This is a genomic window from Streptomyces sp. NPDC087428, from assembly GCF_044744085.1.
Classification (GTDB): Bacteria; Actinomycetota; Actinomycetes; order Streptomycetales; family Streptomycetaceae; genus Streptomyces.
The window spans coordinates 13,265-33,940 of record NZ_JBIUXR010000033.1; the positions used below are offsets into that span (position 1 = coordinate 13,265).

At 71.3% G+C, this 20,676-nt stretch carries 19 protein-coding genes; 10 read left to right on the plus strand and 9 right to left on the minus strand.

The genetic code is table 11. From position 1 onward, the window contains the following. Positions 1-86: 86 nt before the first annotated feature. The 8 genes from gcvT to ACIO3R_RS39290 all read left to right on the plus strand — a co-directional run bounded on the left by gcvT (position 87) and on the right by ACIO3R_RS39290 (position 10,492). Positions 87-1,202, plus strand: coding sequence for a glycine cleavage system aminomethyltransferase GcvT (gene gcvT, locus ACIO3R_RS39255; protein ID WP_402111903.1), 1,116 nt, complete (start codon positions 87-89; stop codon positions 1,200-1,202). A 101-nt stretch (positions 1,203-1,303) separates the two neighbouring features. Further along, a complete protein-coding gene (gene gcvH / locus ACIO3R_RS39260; protein ID WP_363030450.1) occupies positions 1,304-1,681 on the plus strand; it encodes a glycine cleavage system protein GcvH in 378 nt (125 codons plus the stop codon). A gap of 19 nt (positions 1,682-1,700) precedes the next feature. Further along, positions 1,701-2,957, plus strand: a complete 1,257-nt coding sequence (gene glyA / locus ACIO3R_RS39265; protein ID WP_385026483.1) for a serine hydroxymethyltransferase — start codon at positions 1,701-1,703, stop codon at positions 2,955-2,957. Positions 2,958-3,114: 157 nt separating this feature from the next. Beyond that, positions 3,115-4,497, plus strand: coding sequence for an L-serine ammonia-lyase (locus tag ACIO3R_RS39270; protein WP_385026486.1), 1,383 nt, complete (start codon positions 3,115-3,117; stop codon positions 4,495-4,497). Between the two features lie 5 nt (positions 4,498-4,502). Further along, positions 4,503-5,681: a cytochrome P450 gene (locus ACIO3R_RS39275; RefSeq protein ID WP_402111906.1), complete on the plus strand. Its 1,179-nt coding sequence runs from the start codon at positions 4,503-4,505 to the stop codon at positions 5,679-5,681. A 319-nt stretch (positions 5,682-6,000) separates the two neighbouring features. Then, positions 6,001-6,987 (plus strand): alpha/beta fold hydrolase, encoded by a 987-nt coding sequence (locus tag ACIO3R_RS39280; protein ID WP_385026495.1) that lies wholly within the window; start codon positions 6,001-6,003, stop codon positions 6,985-6,987. A gap of 665 nt (positions 6,988-7,652) precedes the next feature. Beyond that, the gene (locus ACIO3R_RS39285) at positions 7,653-8,633 is read left to right on the plus strand and encodes a terpene synthase family protein (protein WP_402111923.1); all 981 of its coding nucleotides are present in this window, start codon (positions 7,653-7,655) and stop codon (positions 8,631-8,633) included. Positions 8,634-8,968: 335 nt separating this feature from the next. Further along, positions 8,969-10,492 carry a carboxylesterase/lipase family protein gene (locus ACIO3R_RS39290; protein ID WP_402111907.1) on the plus strand — a complete coding sequence of 508 codons (1,524 nt, stop codon included), beginning with the start codon at positions 8,969-8,971 and terminating at the stop codon, positions 10,490-10,492. Positions 10,493-10,559: 67 nt separating this feature from the next. On the opposite strand, the gene ACIO3R_RS39295 is transcribed toward ACIO3R_RS39290, so the two are convergent. After that, positions 10,560-11,546: a CopD family protein gene (locus ACIO3R_RS39295; protein ID WP_402111908.1), complete on the minus strand. Its 987-nt coding sequence runs from the start codon at positions 11,544-11,546 to the stop codon at positions 10,560-10,562. Between the two features lie 218 nt (positions 11,547-11,764). On the opposite strand from ACIO3R_RS39295, the gene ACIO3R_RS39300 reads away from it, so the two are divergent. Next, entirely contained in the window at positions 11,765-12,175 is a 411-nt protein-coding gene (locus ACIO3R_RS39300) for an STAS domain-containing protein (RefSeq protein WP_402111910.1), read from the plus strand. Positions 12,176-12,224: 49 nt separating this feature from the next. On the opposite strand, the gene ACIO3R_RS39305 is transcribed toward ACIO3R_RS39300, so the two are convergent. Next, a complete protein-coding gene (locus ACIO3R_RS39305; RefSeq protein ID WP_402111912.1) occupies positions 12,225-12,440 on the minus strand; it encodes an EF-hand domain-containing protein in 216 nt (71 codons plus the stop codon). Between the two features lie 144 nt (positions 12,441-12,584). Between ACIO3R_RS39305 and ACIO3R_RS39310 the strand changes: the two genes are divergently transcribed. Continuing rightward, entirely contained in the window at positions 12,585-13,223 is a 639-nt protein-coding gene (locus tag ACIO3R_RS39310) for a GNAT family N-acetyltransferase (RefSeq protein ID WP_402111914.1), read from the plus strand. A 93-nt stretch (positions 13,224-13,316) separates the two neighbouring features. Here ACIO3R_RS39310 and ACIO3R_RS39315 read toward each other — a convergent pair whose 3' ends face one another. The 7 genes from ACIO3R_RS39315 to ACIO3R_RS39345 form a co-directional block, all read right to left on the minus strand. Beyond that, complete coding sequence (locus ACIO3R_RS39315; RefSeq protein WP_385026511.1) at positions 13,317-14,507, minus strand: hypothetical protein; 1,191 nt, start codon at positions 14,505-14,507, stop codon at positions 13,317-13,319. Then, entirely contained in the window at positions 14,507-15,313 is an 807-nt protein-coding gene (locus ACIO3R_RS39320) for a polysaccharide deacetylase family protein (protein ID WP_385026514.1), read from the minus strand. The genes ACIO3R_RS39315 and ACIO3R_RS39320 overlap by 1 nt, the downstream gene beginning before the upstream one ends. Positions 15,314-15,733: 420 nt before the next feature. Continuing rightward, the gene (locus tag ACIO3R_RS39325) at positions 15,734-16,249 is read right to left on the minus strand and encodes an ATP-binding protein (protein ID WP_402111917.1); all 516 of its coding nucleotides are present in this window, start codon (positions 16,247-16,249) and stop codon (positions 15,734-15,736) included. A 251-nt stretch (positions 16,250-16,500) separates the two neighbouring features. Further along, a complete protein-coding gene (locus ACIO3R_RS39330; protein ID WP_385026520.1) occupies positions 16,501-17,268 on the minus strand; it encodes an enoyl-CoA hydratase/isomerase family protein in 768 nt (255 codons plus the stop codon). A 150-nt stretch (positions 17,269-17,418) separates the two neighbouring features. Next, complete coding sequence (locus tag ACIO3R_RS39335; protein WP_402111919.1) at positions 17,419-17,859, minus strand: cold-shock protein; 441 nt, start codon at positions 17,857-17,859, stop codon at positions 17,419-17,421. Between the two features lie 271 nt (positions 17,860-18,130). Beyond that, the gene (locus ACIO3R_RS39340; RefSeq protein WP_385026526.1) at positions 18,131-19,036 is read right to left on the minus strand and encodes a proline iminopeptidase-family hydrolase; all 906 of its coding nucleotides are present in this window, start codon (positions 19,034-19,036) and stop codon (positions 18,131-18,133) included. A gap of 197 nt (positions 19,037-19,233) precedes the next feature. After that, positions 19,234-20,676: alpha/beta fold hydrolase (locus tag ACIO3R_RS39345; RefSeq protein WP_402111921.1), on the minus strand; the 1,443-nt coding region annotated here is incomplete at its 5' end.

A 20,676-nucleotide genomic window follows, 5' to 3' on the forward strand; every position in this document is an offset into this window, starting at 1 on the left:
CTCCGGGGCCTCTCGGCGAACCTCTCAGGTTCCGATGACAGATGGGGAGGGATCGTCCTCGTCGTCATGCCCTGGGAGCCATATCCATGAGCACCGCCCCCCGTCTCACCGCCCTCGATGCCCTGCACCGTTCGCTGGGCGCCACGATGACCGACTTCGCGGGCTGGGACATGCCCCTGCGGTACGCCAGTGAGCGCGACGAGCACATCGCCGTGCGCACGAAGGCCGGCCTCTTCGACCTCTCCCACATGGGCGAGATCACCGTCACCGGCCCGGCCGCCGTGGACCTGCTGAACTTCGCCCTGGTCGGCAACATCGGCACCGTGTCGGTGGGCCGGGCCCGCTACACGATGATCTGCGCCGAGGACGGCGGCATCCTGGACGACCTGATCGTGTACCGGCTGGCGGAGACCGAGTACATGGTGGTCGCCAACGCGGGCAACGCCCAGATCGTGCTGGACGCGCTGACCGCCCGCGGCGAGGGCTTCGACGCCGAGGTGCGCGACGACCGCGACGCGTACGCGCTGCTGGCCGTCCAGGGCCCCGAGTCCCCCGCCATCCTGGCCGCCGTCACCGACGCCGACCTGGACGGGCTGAAGTACTACGCCGGCCTGCCCGGCACGGTCGCCGGGGTCCCCGCGCTGATCGCCCGTACCGGCTACACCGGCGAGGACGGCTTCGAGCTGTTCGTCGCCCCCGGGCACGCCGAGCAGCTGTGGCGGGCGCTGACCGAGGCCGGCGCCTCCCGCGGGCTGATCCCCTGCGGGCTCTCCTGTCGCGACACGCTGCGCCTGGAGGCGGGCATGCCGCTGTACGGGCACGAGCTGACGACCGGGCTGACCCCGTTCGACGCCGGGCTCGGCCGGGTCGTGAAGTTCGAGAAGGAGGGCGACTTCGTCGGCCGCAAGGCCCTGGAGGCCGCCGCCGGGCGCGCCGAGACCGCCCCGCCCCGCAAGCTCGTCGGCCTGGTCGCCGAGGGCCGCCGGGTCCCGCGCGCCGGGTTCCCCGTCGTCGCGGGCGGCCAGGTCATCGGCGAGGTCACCTCCGGCGCCCCGTCGCCCACCCTCGGCAAGCCGATCGCCATGGCGTACGTCGACGCCGCGCACGCCGCGCCCGGCACCGAGGGCGTCGCGGTGGACATCCGGGGCAGCCACGAGGCGTACGAGGTCGTGGCGCTGCCGTTCTACAAGCGCCAGAAGTAGTCCGCAGGCCGAGCAGGGCACCGCGTACGTGACGCAGTCCTGTCTCACACCGTAAGACCATCGTTCATCAGCACTCCCCCGCGTACAGGAGAATTCAGGTCATGAGCAACCCCCAGCAGCTGCGGTACAGCAAGGAGCACGAGTGGCTGTCGGCCGTCGAGGACGGTGTGGCCACGATCGGCATCACGGAGTACGCGGCCAACGCGCTCGGTGACGTCGTCTACGCCCAGCTCCCCGAGGTCGGCGACACGGTGACCGCGGGCGAGACCTGCGGTGAGCTGGAGTCGACCAAGTCGGTCAGCGACCTGTACTCGCCGGTGACCGGCGAGATCACGGCCGCGAACCAGGACGTGGTGGACGACCCTTCGCTGGTGAACTCCGCACCGTTCGAAGGCGGCTGGCTGTTCAAGGTACGCGTCGCAGAGGAGCCGGGGGACCTGCTCTCCGCCGACGAGTACACCGCGTTCTCCGGTAACTGAGACCCCAAGGGACCACCTGATGTCGCTTCTCAACTCCTCCCTCCACGAGCTGGACCCGGACGTCGCCGCCGCTGTCGACGCCGAGCTCCACCGTCAGCAGTCCACCCTCGAAATGATCGCCTCGGAGAACTTCGCTCCGGTCGCGGTCATGGAGGCCCAGGGCTCCGTCCTGACCAACAAGTACGCCGAGGGCTACCCCGGCCGCCGCTACTACGGCGGCTGCGAGCACGTCGATGTGATCGAGCAGATCGCCATCGACCGCATCAAGGCGCTCTTCGGGGCCGAGGCCGCGAACGTGCAGCCGCACTCCGGCGCGCAGGCCAACGCCGCCGCGATGTTCGCGCTGCTGAAGCCGGGCGACACGATCATGGGCCTGAACCTGGCCCACGGCGGTCACCTGACCCACGGCATGAAGATCAACTTCTCGGGCAAGCTGTACAACGTGGTCCCGTACCACGTGGACGAGACCGGCGTCGTGGACATGGCCGAGGTCGAGCGCCTCGCCAAGGAGGCCAAGCCGAAGCTGATCGTGGCCGGCTGGTCCGCGTACCCGCGCCAGCTGGACTTCGCCGCCTTCCGCCGGATCGCGGACGAGGTCGGCGCGTACCTGATGGTCGACATGGCGCACTTCGCCGGTCTGGTCGCCGCGGGTCTGCACCCCAGCCCGGTGCCGCACGCCCATGTCGTCACGACCACCACGCACAAGACCCTCGGCGGTCCGCGCGGTGGCGTCATCCTGTCGACGCAGGAGCTCGCCAAGAAGATCAACTCGGCGGTCTTCCCGGGTCAGCAGGGCGGCCCGCTGGAGCACGTGATCGCGGCCAAGGCGGTCTCGTTCAAGGTCGCGGCGACCGAGGAGTTCAAGGAGCGCCAGCAGCGCACCCTGGACGGCGCCCGCATCCTCGCCGAGCGTCTGGTGCAGCCGGACGTCACCGAGGTCGGCGTCTCCGTCCTGTCCGGCGGCACGGACGTGCACCTGGTCCTGGTGGACCTGCGCAACTCCGAGCTGGACGGCCAGCAGGCCGAGGACCGGCTCCACGAGCTGGGCATCACGGTCAACCGGAACGCCATCCCCAACGACCCGCGGCCGCCGATGGTCACCTCGGGTCTGCGGATCGGCACCCCGGCGCTGGCGACCCGCGGTTTCCGGACGGAGGACTTCGCGGAGGTCGCGGAGATCATCGCGTCCGCCCTCAAGCCGTCCTACGACGCGGACGACCTGAAGGCCCGCGTCGTCGCGCTCGCCGAGAAGTTCCCGCTGTACCCCGGTCTGTAGTCCGGACCTGCGCGTTTGCACGTCGGGGCGGGGCACCACGCACACTGAACAGTGAGCGCGGTGCCCCATCCCTTGTCCCCCGCTCTTCGGGCCGACCCGGCCCGTACCGCACCACCCGGCAGACAACGGCGTCTACCAGCGCTTTGAGGAGTCACCCGTGGCCATCTCGGTCTTCGACCTGTTCTCGATCGGCATCGGCCCGTCCAGCTCCCATACGGTCGGCCCGATGCGCGCGGCCCGTATGTTCGCGCGCCGCCTCAAGAACGAGGGTCTGCTCGCCCACACCGTCTCGATACGCGCCGAGCTCTTCGGCTCCCTCGGCGCCACCGGCCACGGCCACGGCACCCCCAAGGCCGTTCTGCTCGGTCTGGAGGGCGAGTCCCCCCGTACCGTCGACGTCGAAACGGCCGACGACCGGGTCGCCGAGATCCGCTCCACCGGCCGGCTCAATCTCCTCGGCATGCACGAGATCGCGTTCGACGCCGACGAGCAGCTGATCCTGCACCGCCGCAAGGCCCTGCCGTACCACGCCAACGGCATGACGGTCTTCGCGTACGACCACGAGGGCGCCCCGCTCCTGGAGAAGACGTACTACTCGGTCGGCGGCGGCTTCGTCGTCGACGAGGACGCGGTGGGCGAGGACCGGATCGTCCTCGACGACACCGTGCTGAAGAACCCGTTCCGCACCGGCGACGAACTGCTGCGGCTCGCCCAGGACACCGGCCTGTCGATCTCCTCCCTGATGCTGGAGAACGAGCGGGCCTGGCGCACCGAGGACGAGATCCGCTCGGGCCTGCTGGACATCTGGCGCTCCATGCAGGCGTGCGTGTCCCGCGGCATGTCCCGCGAGGGCATCCTGCCCGGCGGCCTCAAGGTCCGCCGCCGCGCCGCCAACACCGCCCGCCAGCTGCGCGCCGAGGGCGACCCGCAGACCCACGCGATGGAGTGGATCACCCTCTACGCGATGGCGGTCAACGAGGAGAACGCCGCGGGCGGCCGCGTCGTCACCGCCCCCACCAACGGCGCGGCCGGCATCATCCCGGCGGTGCTGCACTACTACGTGAACTTCGCGGCCGGCGGCGCCACCGAGGCGGAGAAGGACGACAGCATCGTCCGCTTCCTCCTGGCCGCCGGAGCCATCGGCATGCTGTTCAAGGAGAACGCCTCCATCTCCGGCGCCGAGGTCGGCTGCCAGGGCGAGGTGGGCTCCGCCTGCTCCATGGCCGCGGGCGCGCTCGCCGAGGTGCTGGGCGGCACCCCCGAGCAGGTCGAGAACGCCGCCGAGATCGGCATGGAGCACAACCTGGGCCTGACCTGCGACCCGGTCGGCGGCCTCGTCCAGATCCCCTGCATCGAGCGCAACGGCATGGCGGCGGTCAAGGCCGTCACGGCGGCGAAGATGGCGCTGCGCGGCGACGGCAGCCACAAGGTCTCCCTCGACAAGGTCATCAAGACGATGAAGGAGACGGGCGCCGACATGAGCGTCAAGTACAAGGAGACGGCGCGGGGCGGGCTCGCGGTGAACATCATCGAGTGCTGAGGAACATGACCGATCCCCTTCAGGACCCGCGGTTCTTCCAGGACCCGTACCCGGTCTACGCACGACTGCGCGACACGGCTCCCGTGCAGCGGGTGCCCACCGGATCGGACGGGCGGTACAGCTTCCTGGTCACGGGGTACGCCGAGGCCCGTGCGGCGTTCGCGGATCCGCGGCTGTCGAAGGACACCGCGCGGTTCTTCGCCGGCCGGCCGTCCCGCCGCGATCTGCACCCCGCCGTCTCGCGGACCATGCTGGCCAGTGACCCGCCCCGGCACACCCGGCTCCGGCGCCTGGTGTCGAAGGCGTTCACCACGGGCTCCGTCGAGCGGCTGCGTCCGTACATCCAGAGCGTGACGGACGGGCTCCTCGACGAGTGGACGCCCGGCGGGCAGGCCGATCTCGTCGCCGGCCTCGCCGCCCCGCTCCCGGTCACCGTCATCTGCCGGCTGCTGGGGGTGCCGGAAGCGGACCGGCCGGCTGTCAGTGCCTGGTCGGACGAGCTGTTCGCGGCAGGGGAGCCCGACCGCATCGACGCCGCCTCGCACGCCCTGGCCGAGTATCTGACCGCTCTGATCGCGGCCAAGCGCCGCGCACCGGACGGCAGCCTGCTGCACGACCTCGTCCTGGCGCGGGACGGCGAGGACAGGCTCGGGGAGGACGAGCTCCTGTCCCTGGCCGTCCTCCTGCTCGTGGCCGGTCATGAGACCACCACCAACTTCATCGGCAACGCGGCACTGGCCCTGCTCCAGGACCCCGGTTCCCTCGCCCGGCTGCTCGACGAGCCGGAGACGTTCGACGGCGCACTCGACGAACTCCTGCGCTTCGACTCCCCCGTGGGCATCGCCACCTTCCGCTACAGCACCGAGGCGCTCACCCTGGGCGGGACCACGATCCCGGCCGGCGTCCCCGTCCTCATCTCCCCCGGGGCCGCCAACCGCGATCCGGCCCGTTTCGTCGGACCGGACGGCCTCGACCTGGGCCGGGACGCCGGGGCGCATCTCGCGTTCGGCCACGGCATCCACCGCTGCGTGGGCGCGCCGCTGGCGCGGGCGGAGGGGGAGATCGCGCTCCGGACCCTCTTCACGCGCTTCCCCCGGCTGCGTCTCGCCGTGCCCGCGCAGGAGCCGGACCGGCGCCGGACGCGGCTGATGCGTGGACTGCGGTCGTTGCCCGTCACCTGGTGAGTGCCGCGTGTCATCCGGTGAGTGGCGTGTACGTGCTTCGGTGAGTGCCGCGTCTGTCGCCGGTCGGTGGGTGACGCGTCTGTCAGTCGGTCGGCGGGTGACGCGTCTGTCAGCCGGTCGGTGAGTGCCGCGTCTGTCAGTCGGTGAGTGGCGCCTGTCATTTTGCCGAAGCGGCAAGAGCGCTCGCGGTCGGCCGGCCGTCCGGCGCATGATCGTCTTCCGGGCCGTCGGGCCGCTCCCGGGCGGTGCGGGCCCGGGAACACGGTCGGCTGACAGCTCGCGACCGTGACCGGCGCAGACCGAGAACCGCGGAGGAACCATGTCGCATCAGCCCGCCCATTCCCCGGAGCCCACGCACCGCACGGTGGCCTCTCCGGCCGGCCGTATCCACCTGGTGGAGCAGGGCACCGGTCCCCTGGTGCTGCTGCTGCACGGATTCCCGGAGTCCTGGTACTCCTGGCGCCACCAGCTGCCCGTGCTGGCCGCCGCCGGATACCGGGCGGTCGCCATCGATGTCCGGGGGTACGGGCGGTCCTCCCGGCCCTCGGACGTCGCCGCGTACCGGATGCTCGAACTGGTCGAGGACAACGTCGCCGTGGTGCACGCGCTCGGGGAGCGGAGTGCCGTGGTCGTCGGCCACGACTGGGGTTCGACGATCGCGGCGAACTCCGCGCTGGTCAGGCCCGATGTCTTCCGGGCCGTGGGGCTCCTGAGCGTTCCGTACGCCCCGCGCGGCGGTCCGCGCCCGAGCGAGGTCTTCGCGGGGATGGGCGGGGACGAGGAGTTCTACGTCGCCCGGTTCCAGGAGCCCGGCCGGGCCGAGGCCGAGATCGAGCCGGACGTCCGCGGCTGGCTCGCGGGCTTCTACGCGGCGTTCTCCGCCGACACCATGCCCGCGCCCGACGCCCCGGACCCGCACTTCGCCGGGTCCGGCGGGACCCTGCGCGACCGGTTCCCCGACCGGCGGCCCGGCTGGCTCGGTGAGGACGGACTCGACTTCTACGCGGGTGAGTTCGAGCGGACCGGGATGAGCGGGGCCCTCAACCGCTACCGGAACATGGACCGGGACTGGGAGGATCTCGCGGACTTCGACGGCGCACCCGTCACCCAGCCGTCCCTCTTCCTCGGCGGGTCCCTGGACGCCTCCACCACCTGGCTGGCCGATGCCATCGCGGCGTACCCGACGACGCTGCCCGGCCTGGTGTCCTCGCACGTCCTGGACGGCTGCGGCCACTGGATCCAGCAGGAGCGCCCCGAGGAGGTCAACCGGATCCTGACGGACTGGCTCGCCTCGCTGGCCGCCTGAACCGACCCTCCGGTGTGGGGAGAGGAGCCCGTGCGGCGGACCGGTGCGGCGAATCGGCCAGACCCGCTCCCGCCGTCCGCGACCACGGCCGACTCGGGAGTGCTCCAACTGCTCACAACTGAGCAGACGTTCCTGGCGAACACACATTTTCAGTCACACGCGGCTTCCCTCCTCCGCATACTGGGAGTTCACTGGTCGTGACGAGTGGTGTCGCAATCGCCGTGCACGTCAGGCGGTCCGCTGCCATGGGCCCCACGGGCCCGGCTCCGATGCCCAGGCCCCGGCGGAGGAAAGAGGACAGCGATGAGAGCCGCCCCTCCTGTGACGCACCCCCGACGGGATCCGGCCGTCCGGCCCGGCCGCGCCGTTTCTCGAACAGCGGCGCGGCCCCCTCGTACCGACCAGCCGCCTCGCCGCCGCTGATCCGCTCCTGCGGCGGTCCGCCGCAATAGGCTCACGGTCCCACCGCGCTTTCGTCGGGCCGGTGCGGACAGCTGCTCCCGAGGACGCGGCCGTGTCGACGCGCCGATCGACAGGGCCGCGTTCATCGCTGGCCGTTCCGGCCATGCGTGCGTGCGTGCGCGATTCGTTGCGCATCCCCCTTCCCTGTTCATATCGTCTGAACGAGGTGCACCATGAGTAAGATCGCGCTTCCAGAATTCCATATGCCGTTCGAGAGCGCGGGATGTAATCCGGGAGTTGAGAAGACCAGGCAGGCCGTCTGGGAATGGGCCGAGGCCAGCAATCTCGTCCTGTCTCCGGTGGCCCGCAAGAAGATGCTCCGGACCCGCCCCGAACTCTGGATCTCCCTGATTTTTCCCGAGGCTTCACAGAAACACCTCGACCTGTTCTGCCAGTGGCTCTTCTGGGCCTTCCTCGTCGATGACGAGTTCGACGACGGCCCGGCCGGCCGCGACCCCGGGCTGTGCGAATCCGCCATCGCACATCTGGTGGGTGTGCTCGACGGTGCGCGGGAGCCGGTCGGCCCCATGGAGCACGCCCTCGGCGAGCTACTGGTCCGGACCTGCACGGACCGTCCGCCGCACTGGGTGCGGCAGTTCCGCAGGGACACGGCCGCCTGGCTGTGGACGTACTACGCAGAGGCCGTCGACCGGGCCGCGGGCCATGTGCCGAGCACGGCCGATTTCGTGAAGCACCGCCGCGACTCGGTGGCCATGCAGCCCTTCCTCGATCTGCATGAGATCACGGCCGGAATAGATCTTCCGGATTCCACCCGGAGCCTTCCCGCCTATATTGCGCTACGCAATGCGGTGACCGACCACTCAGGCCTCTGCAACGATATCTGCTCCTTCGAGAAGGAAGCCCTGATCGGTTATGAGCACAACACCGTCCGGCTGATCCAGCGGGACCGCGGGGGCACGCTCCAGGAAGCGGCGGACGAGGCCGCAATCCTGCTGGCGCGCATTACCGACCGCGTACAGCGGGCCGAGAAGGAACTCGTCGAGGAGATCGAGGCGGCGGGAATCGAGGGCCCCCCGCGAGTCGCCCTGGAGCGTTGCGTGCAGGACTACCGAGGGCTCGTCCGAGGGGATTTCGACTACCACGCGCGGGCGGAGCGCTACACCCGCCCCGACCTCGTGGAGGTTGACGAACAGCGCTCCCTGTCCCGGAACTTCGCCGCCTGACGGGCGCCCGGTGGGAGCCCGGTGGGGTCCGACACCCCTGCCGGGCCCCACCGCGGCGGCCCTCGGCACCGGAATCACGGGCCTTCCGCGGCTATTTCCGGACATTCGTCGTCCCGATGGCTCGACCGGCCCCGGCCCGCCCGCCCGCGGCCGGAAACGCGTGCCGCCCAAAGCGGCCACTTCCGGTCCTCTCGCAGCCGTACCGGGGCCGCCGCCGCCCTCACGACTGGTCGGCCGCCCCCCGCCGTGATCTGCTGGTACGTACGCCCGAGGGCAGGCGGCAGTCCGTTGAACCGAGCTCGCCGGCCATACCGCAGAAGGGCTGGAGGCATCTCATGACTGCCATACCTCCTCCGATATCCGCGTCGGCGTCCGGCGCCGACCGGACCGCTCCGCACGCCGACACGGCCCACGGCACCGTCCGCGGCACACACGAACCGGGCGTCGCCGTCTTCCGCGGCATCCCGTACGCGGCCCCGCCGGTGGGCGCCCACCGGTTCCGGGCCCCGGCGCCGCCGGAGCCCTGGGAGGGCGTACGGGAGGCGGTGGCCTTCGGTCCGACCGCGCCCAAGCGGCCGTACGCACCGCCGCTGGACCGGCTGCTGCCCGATCCAGAGGTGCCCGGCGACGGCTGTCTCAACCTCAATGTGTGGACGCCGTCGCCCGCCCGCACCGGGCTGCCCGTACTCGTCTGGATCCACGGCGGCTCGCTGCTGCACGGCTCGTCCGCCGTCCCGTTGTACGACGGGGCCGCCTTCGCCCGCGACGGTGTGGTGCTCGTGTCGCTCAACTACCGGCTCGGCATGGAGGGGTTCGGGGTGTTCCCGGACGCGCCCGCCAACCGCGGGCTGCTCGACCAGCTCGCGGCGCTCGGCTGGGTGCGGGACAACATCGCGGCGTTCGGCGGCGATCCGGACCTGGTGACGGTGTGCGGGGAGTCGGCGGGTGCCATCAGCATCGGCGCGCTGCTCGCCGCGCCGCGGGCCCGGGGCCTGTTCCGGCGTGCGGTGCTGCAGAGCGGGGCGCCGGCCGCGCTCCCCGTGGACAAGGGCCGCCGCACCACCGAACTGATAGCGAAGCGGCTCGGGGTGGCGGCGACGGCACGCGCCCTGGCCGCCGTGGACCCCGCCGCGCTCCTGGCGGCGCAGACCTCGGTGACGAGCGGCGGCTCCCCGCTGACCGGCGGGAACTCCTTCCAGATCGTGGTGGACGGCGATCTGCTGCCCCGCGAGCCGGCCGAGGCGCTGCGGGACGGCGCCGCGTCCGGCATAGATCTGCTGATGGGTTCCAACACCGAGGAGTACCGGCTCTGGTTCGTTCCCAGCGGGCTCACCGAGCGGCTCTCCCGTACGAAACTCCGGCTGGCCCTGCTGAAGTTCAGGGTGCCGGGCGCGACGGCACGTACCTACCGCGCGAACCGGCCCGGCGTCACCCCCGGCGAACTGCTCGGCGCCCTCGCCACCGACCTGCTGCTGCGCGTACCGCTCAACCGGCTGGCCGACGCCCGCAGCGCCGACGCCCGCGGCGCCGACGCCGGCGGTGGCACGCACCTCTACGAGTTCGGCTGGCCGTCCCCCGTACAGCGGCTCGGCGCCTGCCACGGGCTGGAGATCGGCTTCGTCTTCGACAACCTGGACCGGCCGGACGCGGTGGCGCTCGCGGGAGAGGACGCCCCGCAGGAGCTGGCCGACGCGATGCACGCGGCGTGGGTACGGTTCGCCGCCTCCGGCGACCCGGGCTGGCCCGGGTGGGACGCGTCGCGTCCGGTGATGCTCTTCGGCCCCGGCGCCCCCGGGACGGTGCACGCCCCGCGCGACGACGAACTGCGCGGCTGGCCGCCGTACCGCGGCAAGCGCTGAGCGGGTGCGGGGTGGCGGGAGCGGCGGGGTGCGCAGAAGCGGGGTGCGGCGCGTGCCCGGCCGCGGTTCAGCGGGTGCTGAGCCAGTGCGGGTCGGGGACGACGGTCAGGACCGCCGACACCAGGACGACCGCCGCCAGGGCGACCAGTTCGCGGCGCGCCCGGCGCCGGGCGACCGCGGGGTCCGGGTCCGCCGCCAGCCTCCGGCGCGCGCCGAGCGCCAGCGCGCTCACCACGGCCACCAGCACCAGCTTGATCAGCAGGGTGCGCCCGTACGCCGAGGTGAGGACGGTGTCCGGCGGCAGCCTGCGCAGGGCGCTGAACGTACCGGTCACCGCCAGGGCCGCGTACAGCCATCCGGCGAGCCGGGCGTAGCGGCCGAGCAGCGCGCGGGCGGCGCCGGGCCCGGTCCGCCGCCACAGCCGCATGGTGCGCAGTACGTGGAGCAGCCCGCCGCACCAGAGCGATGCGGCGGTCAGGTGCACGACGGTGAGCGCGGCGCCCACGGCCGGGCTGTACGCCTCGGGGTGGGCGCGCAGCGCCTCCGCGCCGATGACGAGGGCGAGCGGGGCGGCGGCGAGTGCCGGGCGTCTGCTCGCCGCGCAGCACGCGGCGAGGGCGAAGCCGTTGGCGATGAGCAGCAGCAGTCCGCCCTCGCGGGTGCCGTAGGTCTCGACGAGGCCGAGATCGCTGACCCGGGCGAGCCTGACGATCTGTCCGGCCGCGGCCAGCGCCCCGGCGACCGAGGCCGCCGTCGCCCAGCCGCGCGGCGCGGATTCCGGGCGGCCGGGCAGGGAGCGGGCCAGTGCGGTGGCGGCGAGGCCGCCGAGGTGAACGGCGAGCGCGCCGAAGAGGACCGTACGCAGCAGGGTGGCGGTTCCGGCGCCCGGTATGCGCAGTTCACCGGTGCCGCGGGCGACGGCGGTGGCGCCCAGCAGGGCGGCCGCCACGGCCAGGAGGCAGGCCACCGCCGTGATGAGTACGGCTGCCGCGGACCGACGGCGGGCCGGTGCGGATCCGCGGCGGGCGGTCGCGGGCACACGGGAGCGGAGCACCGCCCATCCCCTTTCCTGGCCGACAACCACACAAACAGCCCCTCGACGTCCACGACACCATCGAACATTCACCCGGAAGGACGCATTACGGCAGGCTCGAACGTTTCTGCATCCCCACCCGACGCGAGCCTCGGGTTAGGTTCACCGACTGTCACCTCACTGACAAGCCACCCAGGCCCGGGTGCCTCCGCGGATTCGGCGCTGCGAGGAGAGGCATCATGACCGAGAGGCTGTCCCCCACGGCATCCCCCGCGCCGGTCGCCCTGCCCGAGCCGTGCGGTCACGTGTACCGCAGGAACGGCCGGACGGTGGTGGCGCTGCGCGACGAGATCGATATCGCTACCGCGGCCCTGATCGCACCGGCCCTGGACGGCGCCACGTCTGACGTGTCACCGCATGTGGTGGTCGACCTGACCGAGGTGAGTTTCCTCGACTGCTCGGGCCTGACGCTGCTGTGCCGGGCCCGGCGGCGGGCGCTGGACCGGGACGGGCGGTTCTGGCTCGTCTGCGACTGCCCGAGGATCCTGCGCCTCCTGCGGGCGGGCCGGCTGCACGACGTGTTCCGCCCGGTGGCGACACCGGACGAGGCCTTCGCGCCGGAGGGATCCGCCGGCCCCTCCGGCCCGTGAGCGGGGCGGGTCCGCGGCCCCCGGCCCGCCGGCCGGGGGTCCTCGGCCCTCAGCCCTTGTCCTGCGCGGCCCAGAACTCGTCGAAGGTGAGGAGCCCGTCACCGTTCGCGTCGTGGGAGTTGATCACGGCCTGCGCGACCGGCTCGGTGACGTAGGGGTCCCCCAGCTGAGCCATGACGCTCTTGTACTCGGCAGCCGATATCAGCCCGTCGCCGTTCAGGTCGAACCGCTCGAACGCCTTGCGCGCCGACTCGATGTCCGCCACTGTTCCGCCCCTTCGTAATGCCTATATGACGGAGGTCAGATTAACGGGCGCGACGGATGGCGATCGCGGCGGCCGGTCGTCGATCATGGGTGGTCCGTCCGCCGCCCGGCGGACGGTGGCCCGGAGCGGGGAGAGTACGGCGCGATGACCGATGCACTGGCGGGGATCCTGGCGGCCGCGGCGCAGGGGAGGTTTCCGCCGCCGGACGGGACCACGACGGTGGTGCGGCAGCCGAACGTACGGGATGCCGGGGTGCTGGCGTTCACCGCGCACTCGGTGGTGTTCACGGACGAGGACCCGCGGTGGGTACGGGCCGCGCTGGCCGCCGTTCCGGGCGACGCGCTCGCCGCGACGATGAATCCGCACTTCCTGGGCGCGCTGCTGGCCCGGACGGACCGGCACATGAACACGATCGATCTGCTGACGGTCGCGTCCGCGCTGCCGGGCGCACCGGAGGTCGAGCTGCGGGAGATCCGGGATCCGGAACACCCCCGGGTGGCACGGGCGATGAGGTTCCGCGACGAGGTGCGGGTCTGGGGAACGGAGGGCGGTGTGCTGATCCTCGGGCGCGGGGTCGCGGGGCGCTGGGAGACCGCGATCGAGGTGGCCGAGGAGGCGCGCGGGCGGCGGCTCGGCGAACGGCTGGCGCGGGCGGCCCGGCATCTGGTGCCGGACACGGTGGTGTGGGCGCAGCAGTCGCCGGGGAACGCCCGCAGTGTGCGGACGTTCCAGGCGGCGGGCTACCGGCCGGTGGGCTCGGAGGCACTGCTGATCAAGGGGTGAGCCACCGGCGGGCGGCCGTCTGCCGGACGGCCAAGAGGCCCCGGAAGACGCCGCCGGGTGGCCTTCCACCGGACGACGTCTGCGGGCGGCCTCCTACCGGAAGACGCCGGTGTGGCCGAGCGAGTAGCGCCCCGGCTGCGGGTAGACGGCGAGGCCGTGCGGTCCGCTGCCCACCGGGATCCGGGCGAGCTGCTTGCCGCTGGTGGTGTCGATCGCGTACACCTCCGAGTGGTAACGCCCGGTCAGCCAGAGGACCTTGCCGTCCGCGGAGACCCCGCCCATGTCGGGGCTGCCGCCGCCCGGCAGGTGCCACTTCTTCGCCAGCTTCTTCTGCGCGAAGTCGAAGACGGAGACGGAGCCCTCGCCGCGGTTGGAGATGTACATCTCCTTGGCGTCGCGGCTGACGTAGAGACCGTGGCAGCCCTTGCCGGTGGGCAGCAGCTTCGGGGTGGTGAACTTCTTTCCGTCCAGCACCCACATGCCGTTCGCCATCATGTCCGCGATGTAGAACGTGCTTCCGTCGGGCGACAGCTTCACGTCCTGCGGCATGGCGCCCTTGAACGGCAGTTTCTGCTGGCCCACCACCTTCATCCTCGCGGTGTCGACCTTGAGGAGTTCGCCGGAGAACTCGCAGGAGACGATGAAGTACCGGCCGTCCGCCGAGAAGTCGGCGTGGTTCACGCCCGCGCAGCTGACCGGGACGGCCTTCGCCGTCTTCATGGTGTGCGCGTCGCGGAAGACCAGTTGACGGTCCATCGAGGCCATCACGATGGCGTACTTGCCGTTCGGGGTGAAGTAGAGGTTGTACGGGTCGGAGACGTCGACCGTCTTCCCCACCTTGCCGGTCGCCGGGTCGATCGCGGTGAGGCTGTCGCCGACGTCGTTGTTGACCCAGAGGGTCTTCAGGTCCCAGGACGGGACGACGTGCTGCGGCTGGCGGCCGACCGGGATGGTCTCGATGACCTTGTAGGTGGCGGGGTCGATCACCGTCACGGTGTTGGAGTTGGTGTTGGGTACGTACACCCGGGACGGGAAGCCCTTGACGGTCGGCGACAGTTTCCCCGCGGCGTCGGCCGCGTACACGTTCGCCGGGTCGAGCACCGGCGGCATCCCGGCCAGTCCGGGCGGCGCCGGCGGGGTGACGTGCTTGGGTCTGGCGGGTGGCGCGGCCGCCTCGGTGGCCGCGTCCGACGCCCCCTTGCCGGCGGGGGTGCCGCAACCGGTGAGTGCGGCGAGCAGGACGCCCCCGAGCAGGGCCGCGGTGCGCGTGGTGGAGGGAAGCATCAGGTCAACAGCTCCGTGGTCGTCACCGCACGCAGTCCGCGGCGGTCGAGTTCGGTGAGAAGGAGGGGCAGCGCGGCGACCGTGTCCGCGTAGCCGAAGTGCATGCTCACCACCGATCCGTTACGGATCTCCCCGGCCACCTTGCGGGTGACGGCCGCGGCGCCGGGCGAGGTGAAGTCGAGGGAGTCCACGTCGTACGAGAGGACGTGCGGGTACCCCGCGCGGACGGCGAGCCGCTGGACGAGCGGGGTGGCGTACTGGGTGCGCGAGGGCCGGAACCAGGTGCCGATGGAACCGGTGAGCCGGCGCAGCCGCTGGGCGCAGCCGGTGATCTCCGCGTACGCCTGGGCCTCGCCCATCGAGGAGATGTCGATGTGGCGCTGGGTGTGGTTGCCGAGGTCGTGGCCGCCGTCCAGGATCCGGCGGGCCATCTCGGGGTGCTCGTCGAGCCAGTCGCCGACGGCCAGGACGGTGATCTGTGCGTGGGCCCGTTCCGCCTCGGCCAGCACGGTCCGGGCGATGGCGGGATCGCCCTGGCCGTGGAAGGTGAGGGCGACGCGTGCCCGGTCGCGGGGGCCGTGGCCGATCTGCACCGGCTGCCCGGGGAAGCGGCGCGGGGCGGGCGCGGGGGCCGGCGCCCCGGCGGTGGCGGCCGGTTTCCTCGGTGCCGGGTGGGTGAGGGTCTTCGCCGAAGTCCCGGCGGTGGCGTGGTCCCCGCAACCGGTGGCGAGGGCCGCGGCGAGGGCCGCACCGGCCCCTGCGCGCAGGGCGCCGCGGCGGTGCACCGGTGTGCCGGAGTCGTTCATGTGCAGAACATTAAGTGCGAGATGTCAGAAAAATGACAGTTGACCGTTCTCGCCGCTTTCGCAGGTCACACGGATGCGCGCCGCCCGGACCCTTGATGATCAATGAATCACTCGCGGGGGCCGGTCGGGATGCATGGATTTCCAGGCAGGTGACCCAGCACACCTATGATTCATCGCAGAATTGCCCTGATCTATCACCGCATGAGCGTTTTGCGGCTTTGGCGATGGAGTCGCCCGTCTGCCATAGTCGGTGACACGACCCGCACTGACCCGGGCCGGGTCGTCATAAGCGGCCGTGAGAACACCCCCCATTTCACGGCCCCCACACAGCAGCCCCCGCAGAGCCGCATCACGGCCGACCCGGGGGCTTCTGTGCATCCGGGTCCCTTCCGGGCGATGACCGCGACACCCCGGGGGCCGTCAGCGGTCGGAGATCCGCATCTCGAACCAGGTGATCTTGCCGCGCGGCAGCAGATCCACGCCCCACCGGTCGGAGAGCTTGTCCACGAGGAAGAGGCCCCGCCCACTGATGTCCATCACCTGGACGGGCATGAGACAGGGCAGTCCGCGCGAGGGGTCGCGCACCTCGATCCTGATCCAGCCGCGACGCCGCAGCATCCGCAGACCGAAAACCCTGGCACCGGTGTGCCGGACCGCGTTGCCGACGAGTTCGGACACGAGCAGAACGGCGTGCTCGCCGGTCTGCGGGGAGAGCCCCCACTGACGCAGCACGACACAGGAAGTGAGCCGGCGCGCGGTGGCCGCGGACTCCGGGCGGGAGGGCAGCCGGACTTCGCCCTCCGTCGGATTACCGAACAACTCCAGCGCCTTGAACGCCTGTTCGTCCTCGACGGCCGGCATCCTCCGTGCCGCTGTCGCGCTGCTGCGCTGTCGCGGCTGCTCCACACCTTCCAGGCCCGCCATGGACACCATCATGGCTGCACGGTGGGCCCTCCGGGGCCGTTCCGAGGGAATGCCCGACCCGGAATAAGCAATTCCGCAGAGAGCTCTTGGCATATGCCATTGGCAGAATGCGCTCGCTCACACCCCCGCCCACCTGCGTGAACACCGCACTCGAACGGGATTACCGGCGCGAACGGAGCGCCGAGCCTTAAGGTTGTCTTAAGGCTCGGCTAATCCGCCCACACGGATGAACGCGCCGCGATCTGTTCCCAACTGGCGTTCGGTCAGAGGAATTTGGCCTTGCCCGGCCCTTCGTCCACAAAGCTGCGCATACCGCGCTCCCGGTCCTCCGTGGCGAAGAGTCCGGCGAACCAGGTCCGCTCGATCGTGAGGCCGGTGTCGAGGTCCGTCTCCAGCCCGGCGTCGACGGCCTCCTTGGCGGCTCGCAGCGCGAGGGCCGGCCCCTTCGCCAGTTTGGCGGCCCAGGCGTGGGCGTGCTCGTACACCTCTGCGGCGGGCACCACCCGGTCCACCAGGCCCATGGTGAGGGCCTCGTCGGCCTTCACGTGGCGGCCGGTGAAGATCAGGTCCTTGGCCTTGGCGGGGCCCACCAGACGGGCGAGCCGCTGGGTGCCGCCCGCGCCCGGGATCAGACCGAGCATGATCTCCGGCTGCCCCAGCTTGGCGTTGTCGCCGGCGATCCGGAAGTCGGCGCAGAGCGCGAGTTCGCAGCCGCCGCCGAGTGCGTAGCCGGTGACGGCCGCGACGACGGGCTTGGGAATCCTGGCCACCGCGGTGAAGGACTCCTGCAGTGCCTTGGACCGGACGATCATCGCCGGGTGGTCCATCGCCTGCATCTCCTTGATGTCCGCGCCCGCCGCGAACACCTTCTCGCCGCCGTAGAGCACCACGGCGCGCACGTCGTCGCGTCCGGAGGCCTCCTCGGCCAGCTCGCGCAGCCGGTCCTGGGTGGCGATGTCCAGTGCGTTCATCGGCGGACGGTCCAGCCGGATCGTGCCGACGCCGCCGCTTACTTCGAGGGTTACGGTCATGAGAGGCAGGTTAACCGGCGCTAACACGGGACCGGACAGGTCCGGGGCCGGTGCCGTTCGTCACAGCCGACGGGCGGCGAGCGACGGGCGGCGCGCCCGCCGCCGGCCCTGTTCCCCGGGCCGCGGCGGGCGACAGCCGGCCGGGCGGGCTCAGCCCTCGACCCAGCCGTGCTTCTTGGCGAACTGCAGCATCCCTTGGCGTACCTGAAGGATGTGCGCCGCGGTGAGACCAGGTGCCGATTCCAGCAGCACTTCGGTGACGTCCCGTACGTACTCCTCAGAGTTGAGCACGTCGCACAGCACGTCGTCGCCGTCCGCGACCTGCCTGCTCGGGGTCTCGGAACGCCCCGAGAACGCGGACGCCGGAGCCGCCGCCGAACCGCCGCCGCCGGGGGCGAGCTGCACCGAGGACGCCTTCAGGCCCCGGTCCCCCTGCTCGATCTCGAACTCGACCATCAGACCGGGCCTCAGAGAGGCCTCGGGAATACGAAGGTCGTTGACATGCAGGAAGACGTCCTCGCCCCCATGATCGGGAGCGATGAATCCATAGCCCTTCACGCCGTCGAACCGCACCACACGACCGGTGACCATCACAACCGCCCTCTCAACGAAACCCCGGACCCGTGCCCGGGATACCCCGCCGCGGCAGGCTGCCCGGACTTGTACTCCACTCCGGACACGCCTCGCGACTACCTGACCACTACTGTCCCGGTTGTCGTGGCCTCGCGGCCACACATCCGTACATCCATGCAGCCGCGCAGCTCTCCAGCTCCACAGCCGTACCGGGTTGCGGATGACATCCGGGACGCCGCGCCGGAGGCGCGGCGTGTTCTCAGCACTCTATGCAACGGACGCCCAGGAGTCAGCCGGGGGCGATCTCCTGGAGGAACGTCTTCATGACCTGACGGAAGTGTTCCGGTTCCTCGAGGTGCGGCAGGTGGCTGGACTCCTCGAATATCTCCCAGCGCGCTCCCGGAATGAGGTCCTGGAAGGGCTGCACCGTCGCGGGTGTGGCTTCGTCGTGGCGCCCGGAGATCAGCAGGGTGGGCACGTCGACGTCCGGGCAGAGGTCGATGACCGACCAGTCGCGCAGTGTGCCGTTCACGTGGAACTCGCTGGGGCCGTTCATCGCGTAGTACACGGTGGGGTCGTTGTACACCTCGTAGAACGAGGCCAGGTAGTCGCGGGGCCAGGGTGCGAGACGGCAGACGTGGCGCTCGTAGAACGTGCGCATGGCCCCGTGGTACTCGTCCGTCTCGGTGGTTCCGGCGGCCTCGTGCCGGAGCAGCGTGTCGTTGACGCCGGGCGGGAGCCGGTCGCGCAGGACCTTGGCCTCCTGGAGCCAGAGGGGGTACGAGGCGGGCGAGTTGGCGATGACCAGGCCGCGCAGGCCTGCCGGACGCGCCGCGGCGTGGTGCGTGATGAGCATGCCGCCCCAGGACTGGCCGAACAGGACGTAGTTGTCGGCGATCCCGAGACCCGTCAGCAGGTTGTCGAGTTCGGCGGCGAACAGGTCCACGGTCCAGAAGTCCGCCCCCCGGTCGGGCAGATGGGTCGAGCCGCCGTTCCCGATCTGGTCGTAGTGCACGACGGACCAGCCGTCGTCGGCCAGGTCGGAGAGGTTCTGCAGATAGTCGTGGGTCGATCCCGGACCGCCGTGCACGACGACGAGGGTGGGCCGGTCGGAGCGAAGGTCGCCCGTCACCCGGTACCACGTCTCGTGCTCGCCGAACGGCAGGGTCCCCTTCGTGCTGGGTGCCACGGTCACGTCACTTCGCCTCGCTTCGCTTCACTCACGCTGTTTGCGGATGGGAGCTGTGGGTCTTGTGCTCAGTCGTCGCGGCCGCTCGGGACCGGCGCTTTTGGCCGTCAGGCCAGTTGGTCATGCGGCGGGTTGGTCATTCGGCCGGTTGGTCATTCGGGTCGGTTGGTCATTCGGGTCGGTTGGTCATTCGGGTCGGTTGGTCATTCGGTCGATACGGCGTCGGGCGCCGATTCGTTCTGCGCCGGCCACTCGTCCGACGCCAGCCACGCGTCGATGACGTGCGCGGTGTCCTCGGCGCGGTCCTCCACGAGGGTGAAGTGGTTGGCGCGCACGGTCCGCAGGGTGTGGCCGGCCTCCCAGGGCTCGGCACGGCCGTCGGTCAGGTCGGGGGACATGTCGTCCCCGTCCGGTACGAAGGACTGGGTGCACTGCACGAAGAGCACCGGGGCCTCGACCGGGGTCAGCGGAAGTTGCGGTACCAGTTCCACCCAGCGGCCCATCGCGGAGAGCCTGCTGCTGTCGAACCGGCCGAACACCGCTTCCTTGTCGAACATGCCGAGTGCGAGGCCGTCGAGGGGGACGCCGTCGCTCCCGCCGTCGTGCACCTTGAACGTGTCCAGCAGGATGACGCCCGCCGGGCTCACCTCGCACTCCCGTTCCAGGTATCCGGCGGTGGCGTAGGCGAGGGTGCCTCCGGACGAGTAGCCGAGCAGGACGAACGGTTTGCCGTCGGCCGCCTCCAGCACGCTCCGCGCGAGTGCCTGGACGGCCGCGTCGGAGGACGTGGGCAGACTCTCGCCCGCGAGGAAGCCGGGGACGGGCAGTGCGGAGATCTTGTGCCTGCCTCCGAAGTGGGACACCAGGCGTGCGTGCTGGTGGACGCCCCCGGTGGCCATGGGTGTGCTGAGGCAGATGAGGTGCGGCCCCTCGGTGCCGTCCGCGAGCCGGACCGCGGTGGGCAGCCGGTCGATCTCGTCCACTGAGGCGAAGCCGGGCCGGACGTCGGCGGCCGCCTGGAGGAGTGCGAAGCCCTTGTCCGCGCGGCCGGAGACGACGGCGGAGTGGAACAGGTCACGGAGTGTCTCCGGTGCCCTCCCGACCGAGGGGGCCTCGGCCCCGCCGGACGCGTAAGCGCGCTGCGTCCCGTCCGCTCCCTGGGATCCCTCGGATCGCTCGGAGGCTTCCGCTCCGGCTGGCCGCATCTGTGCCTCGTCGGCCGCGGGGGGCGCCGACGCCAGGAGATCCGTACGCAGGAGCCGGGCGAGTTCGGCCGGGCTCTTGCTGTCGAAGACCACCATCGGGGGAAGCCGCAGTCCGGTGTCCTTCATCAGGACGTTACGGAGTTCCATCGCGCTCAGCGAGTCGAACCCGGCCTCCAGGAAGTCCCGTTCGGCGTCGAGGGCGTCCGCGCTGCTGTGGCCGAGGAGTGCGGCCGCCCGTTCCATGACGAGCGTCCTGAGGAGGGCCTCCTGCCCTGCCTGATCGGCCTGCGCGAATCGTTGCCGCAGAGACGTCGCGTCCGTCCTGGACACCGCGCTGCGCCGCCTAGTGGTGGGGACGAGGTCGCGCAGGAGTGCGGGGATGGTGTCGGTACGGGTACGGAGTGCAGTGACATCGATCGGGAGGGGAACCAGGGCGGCCCG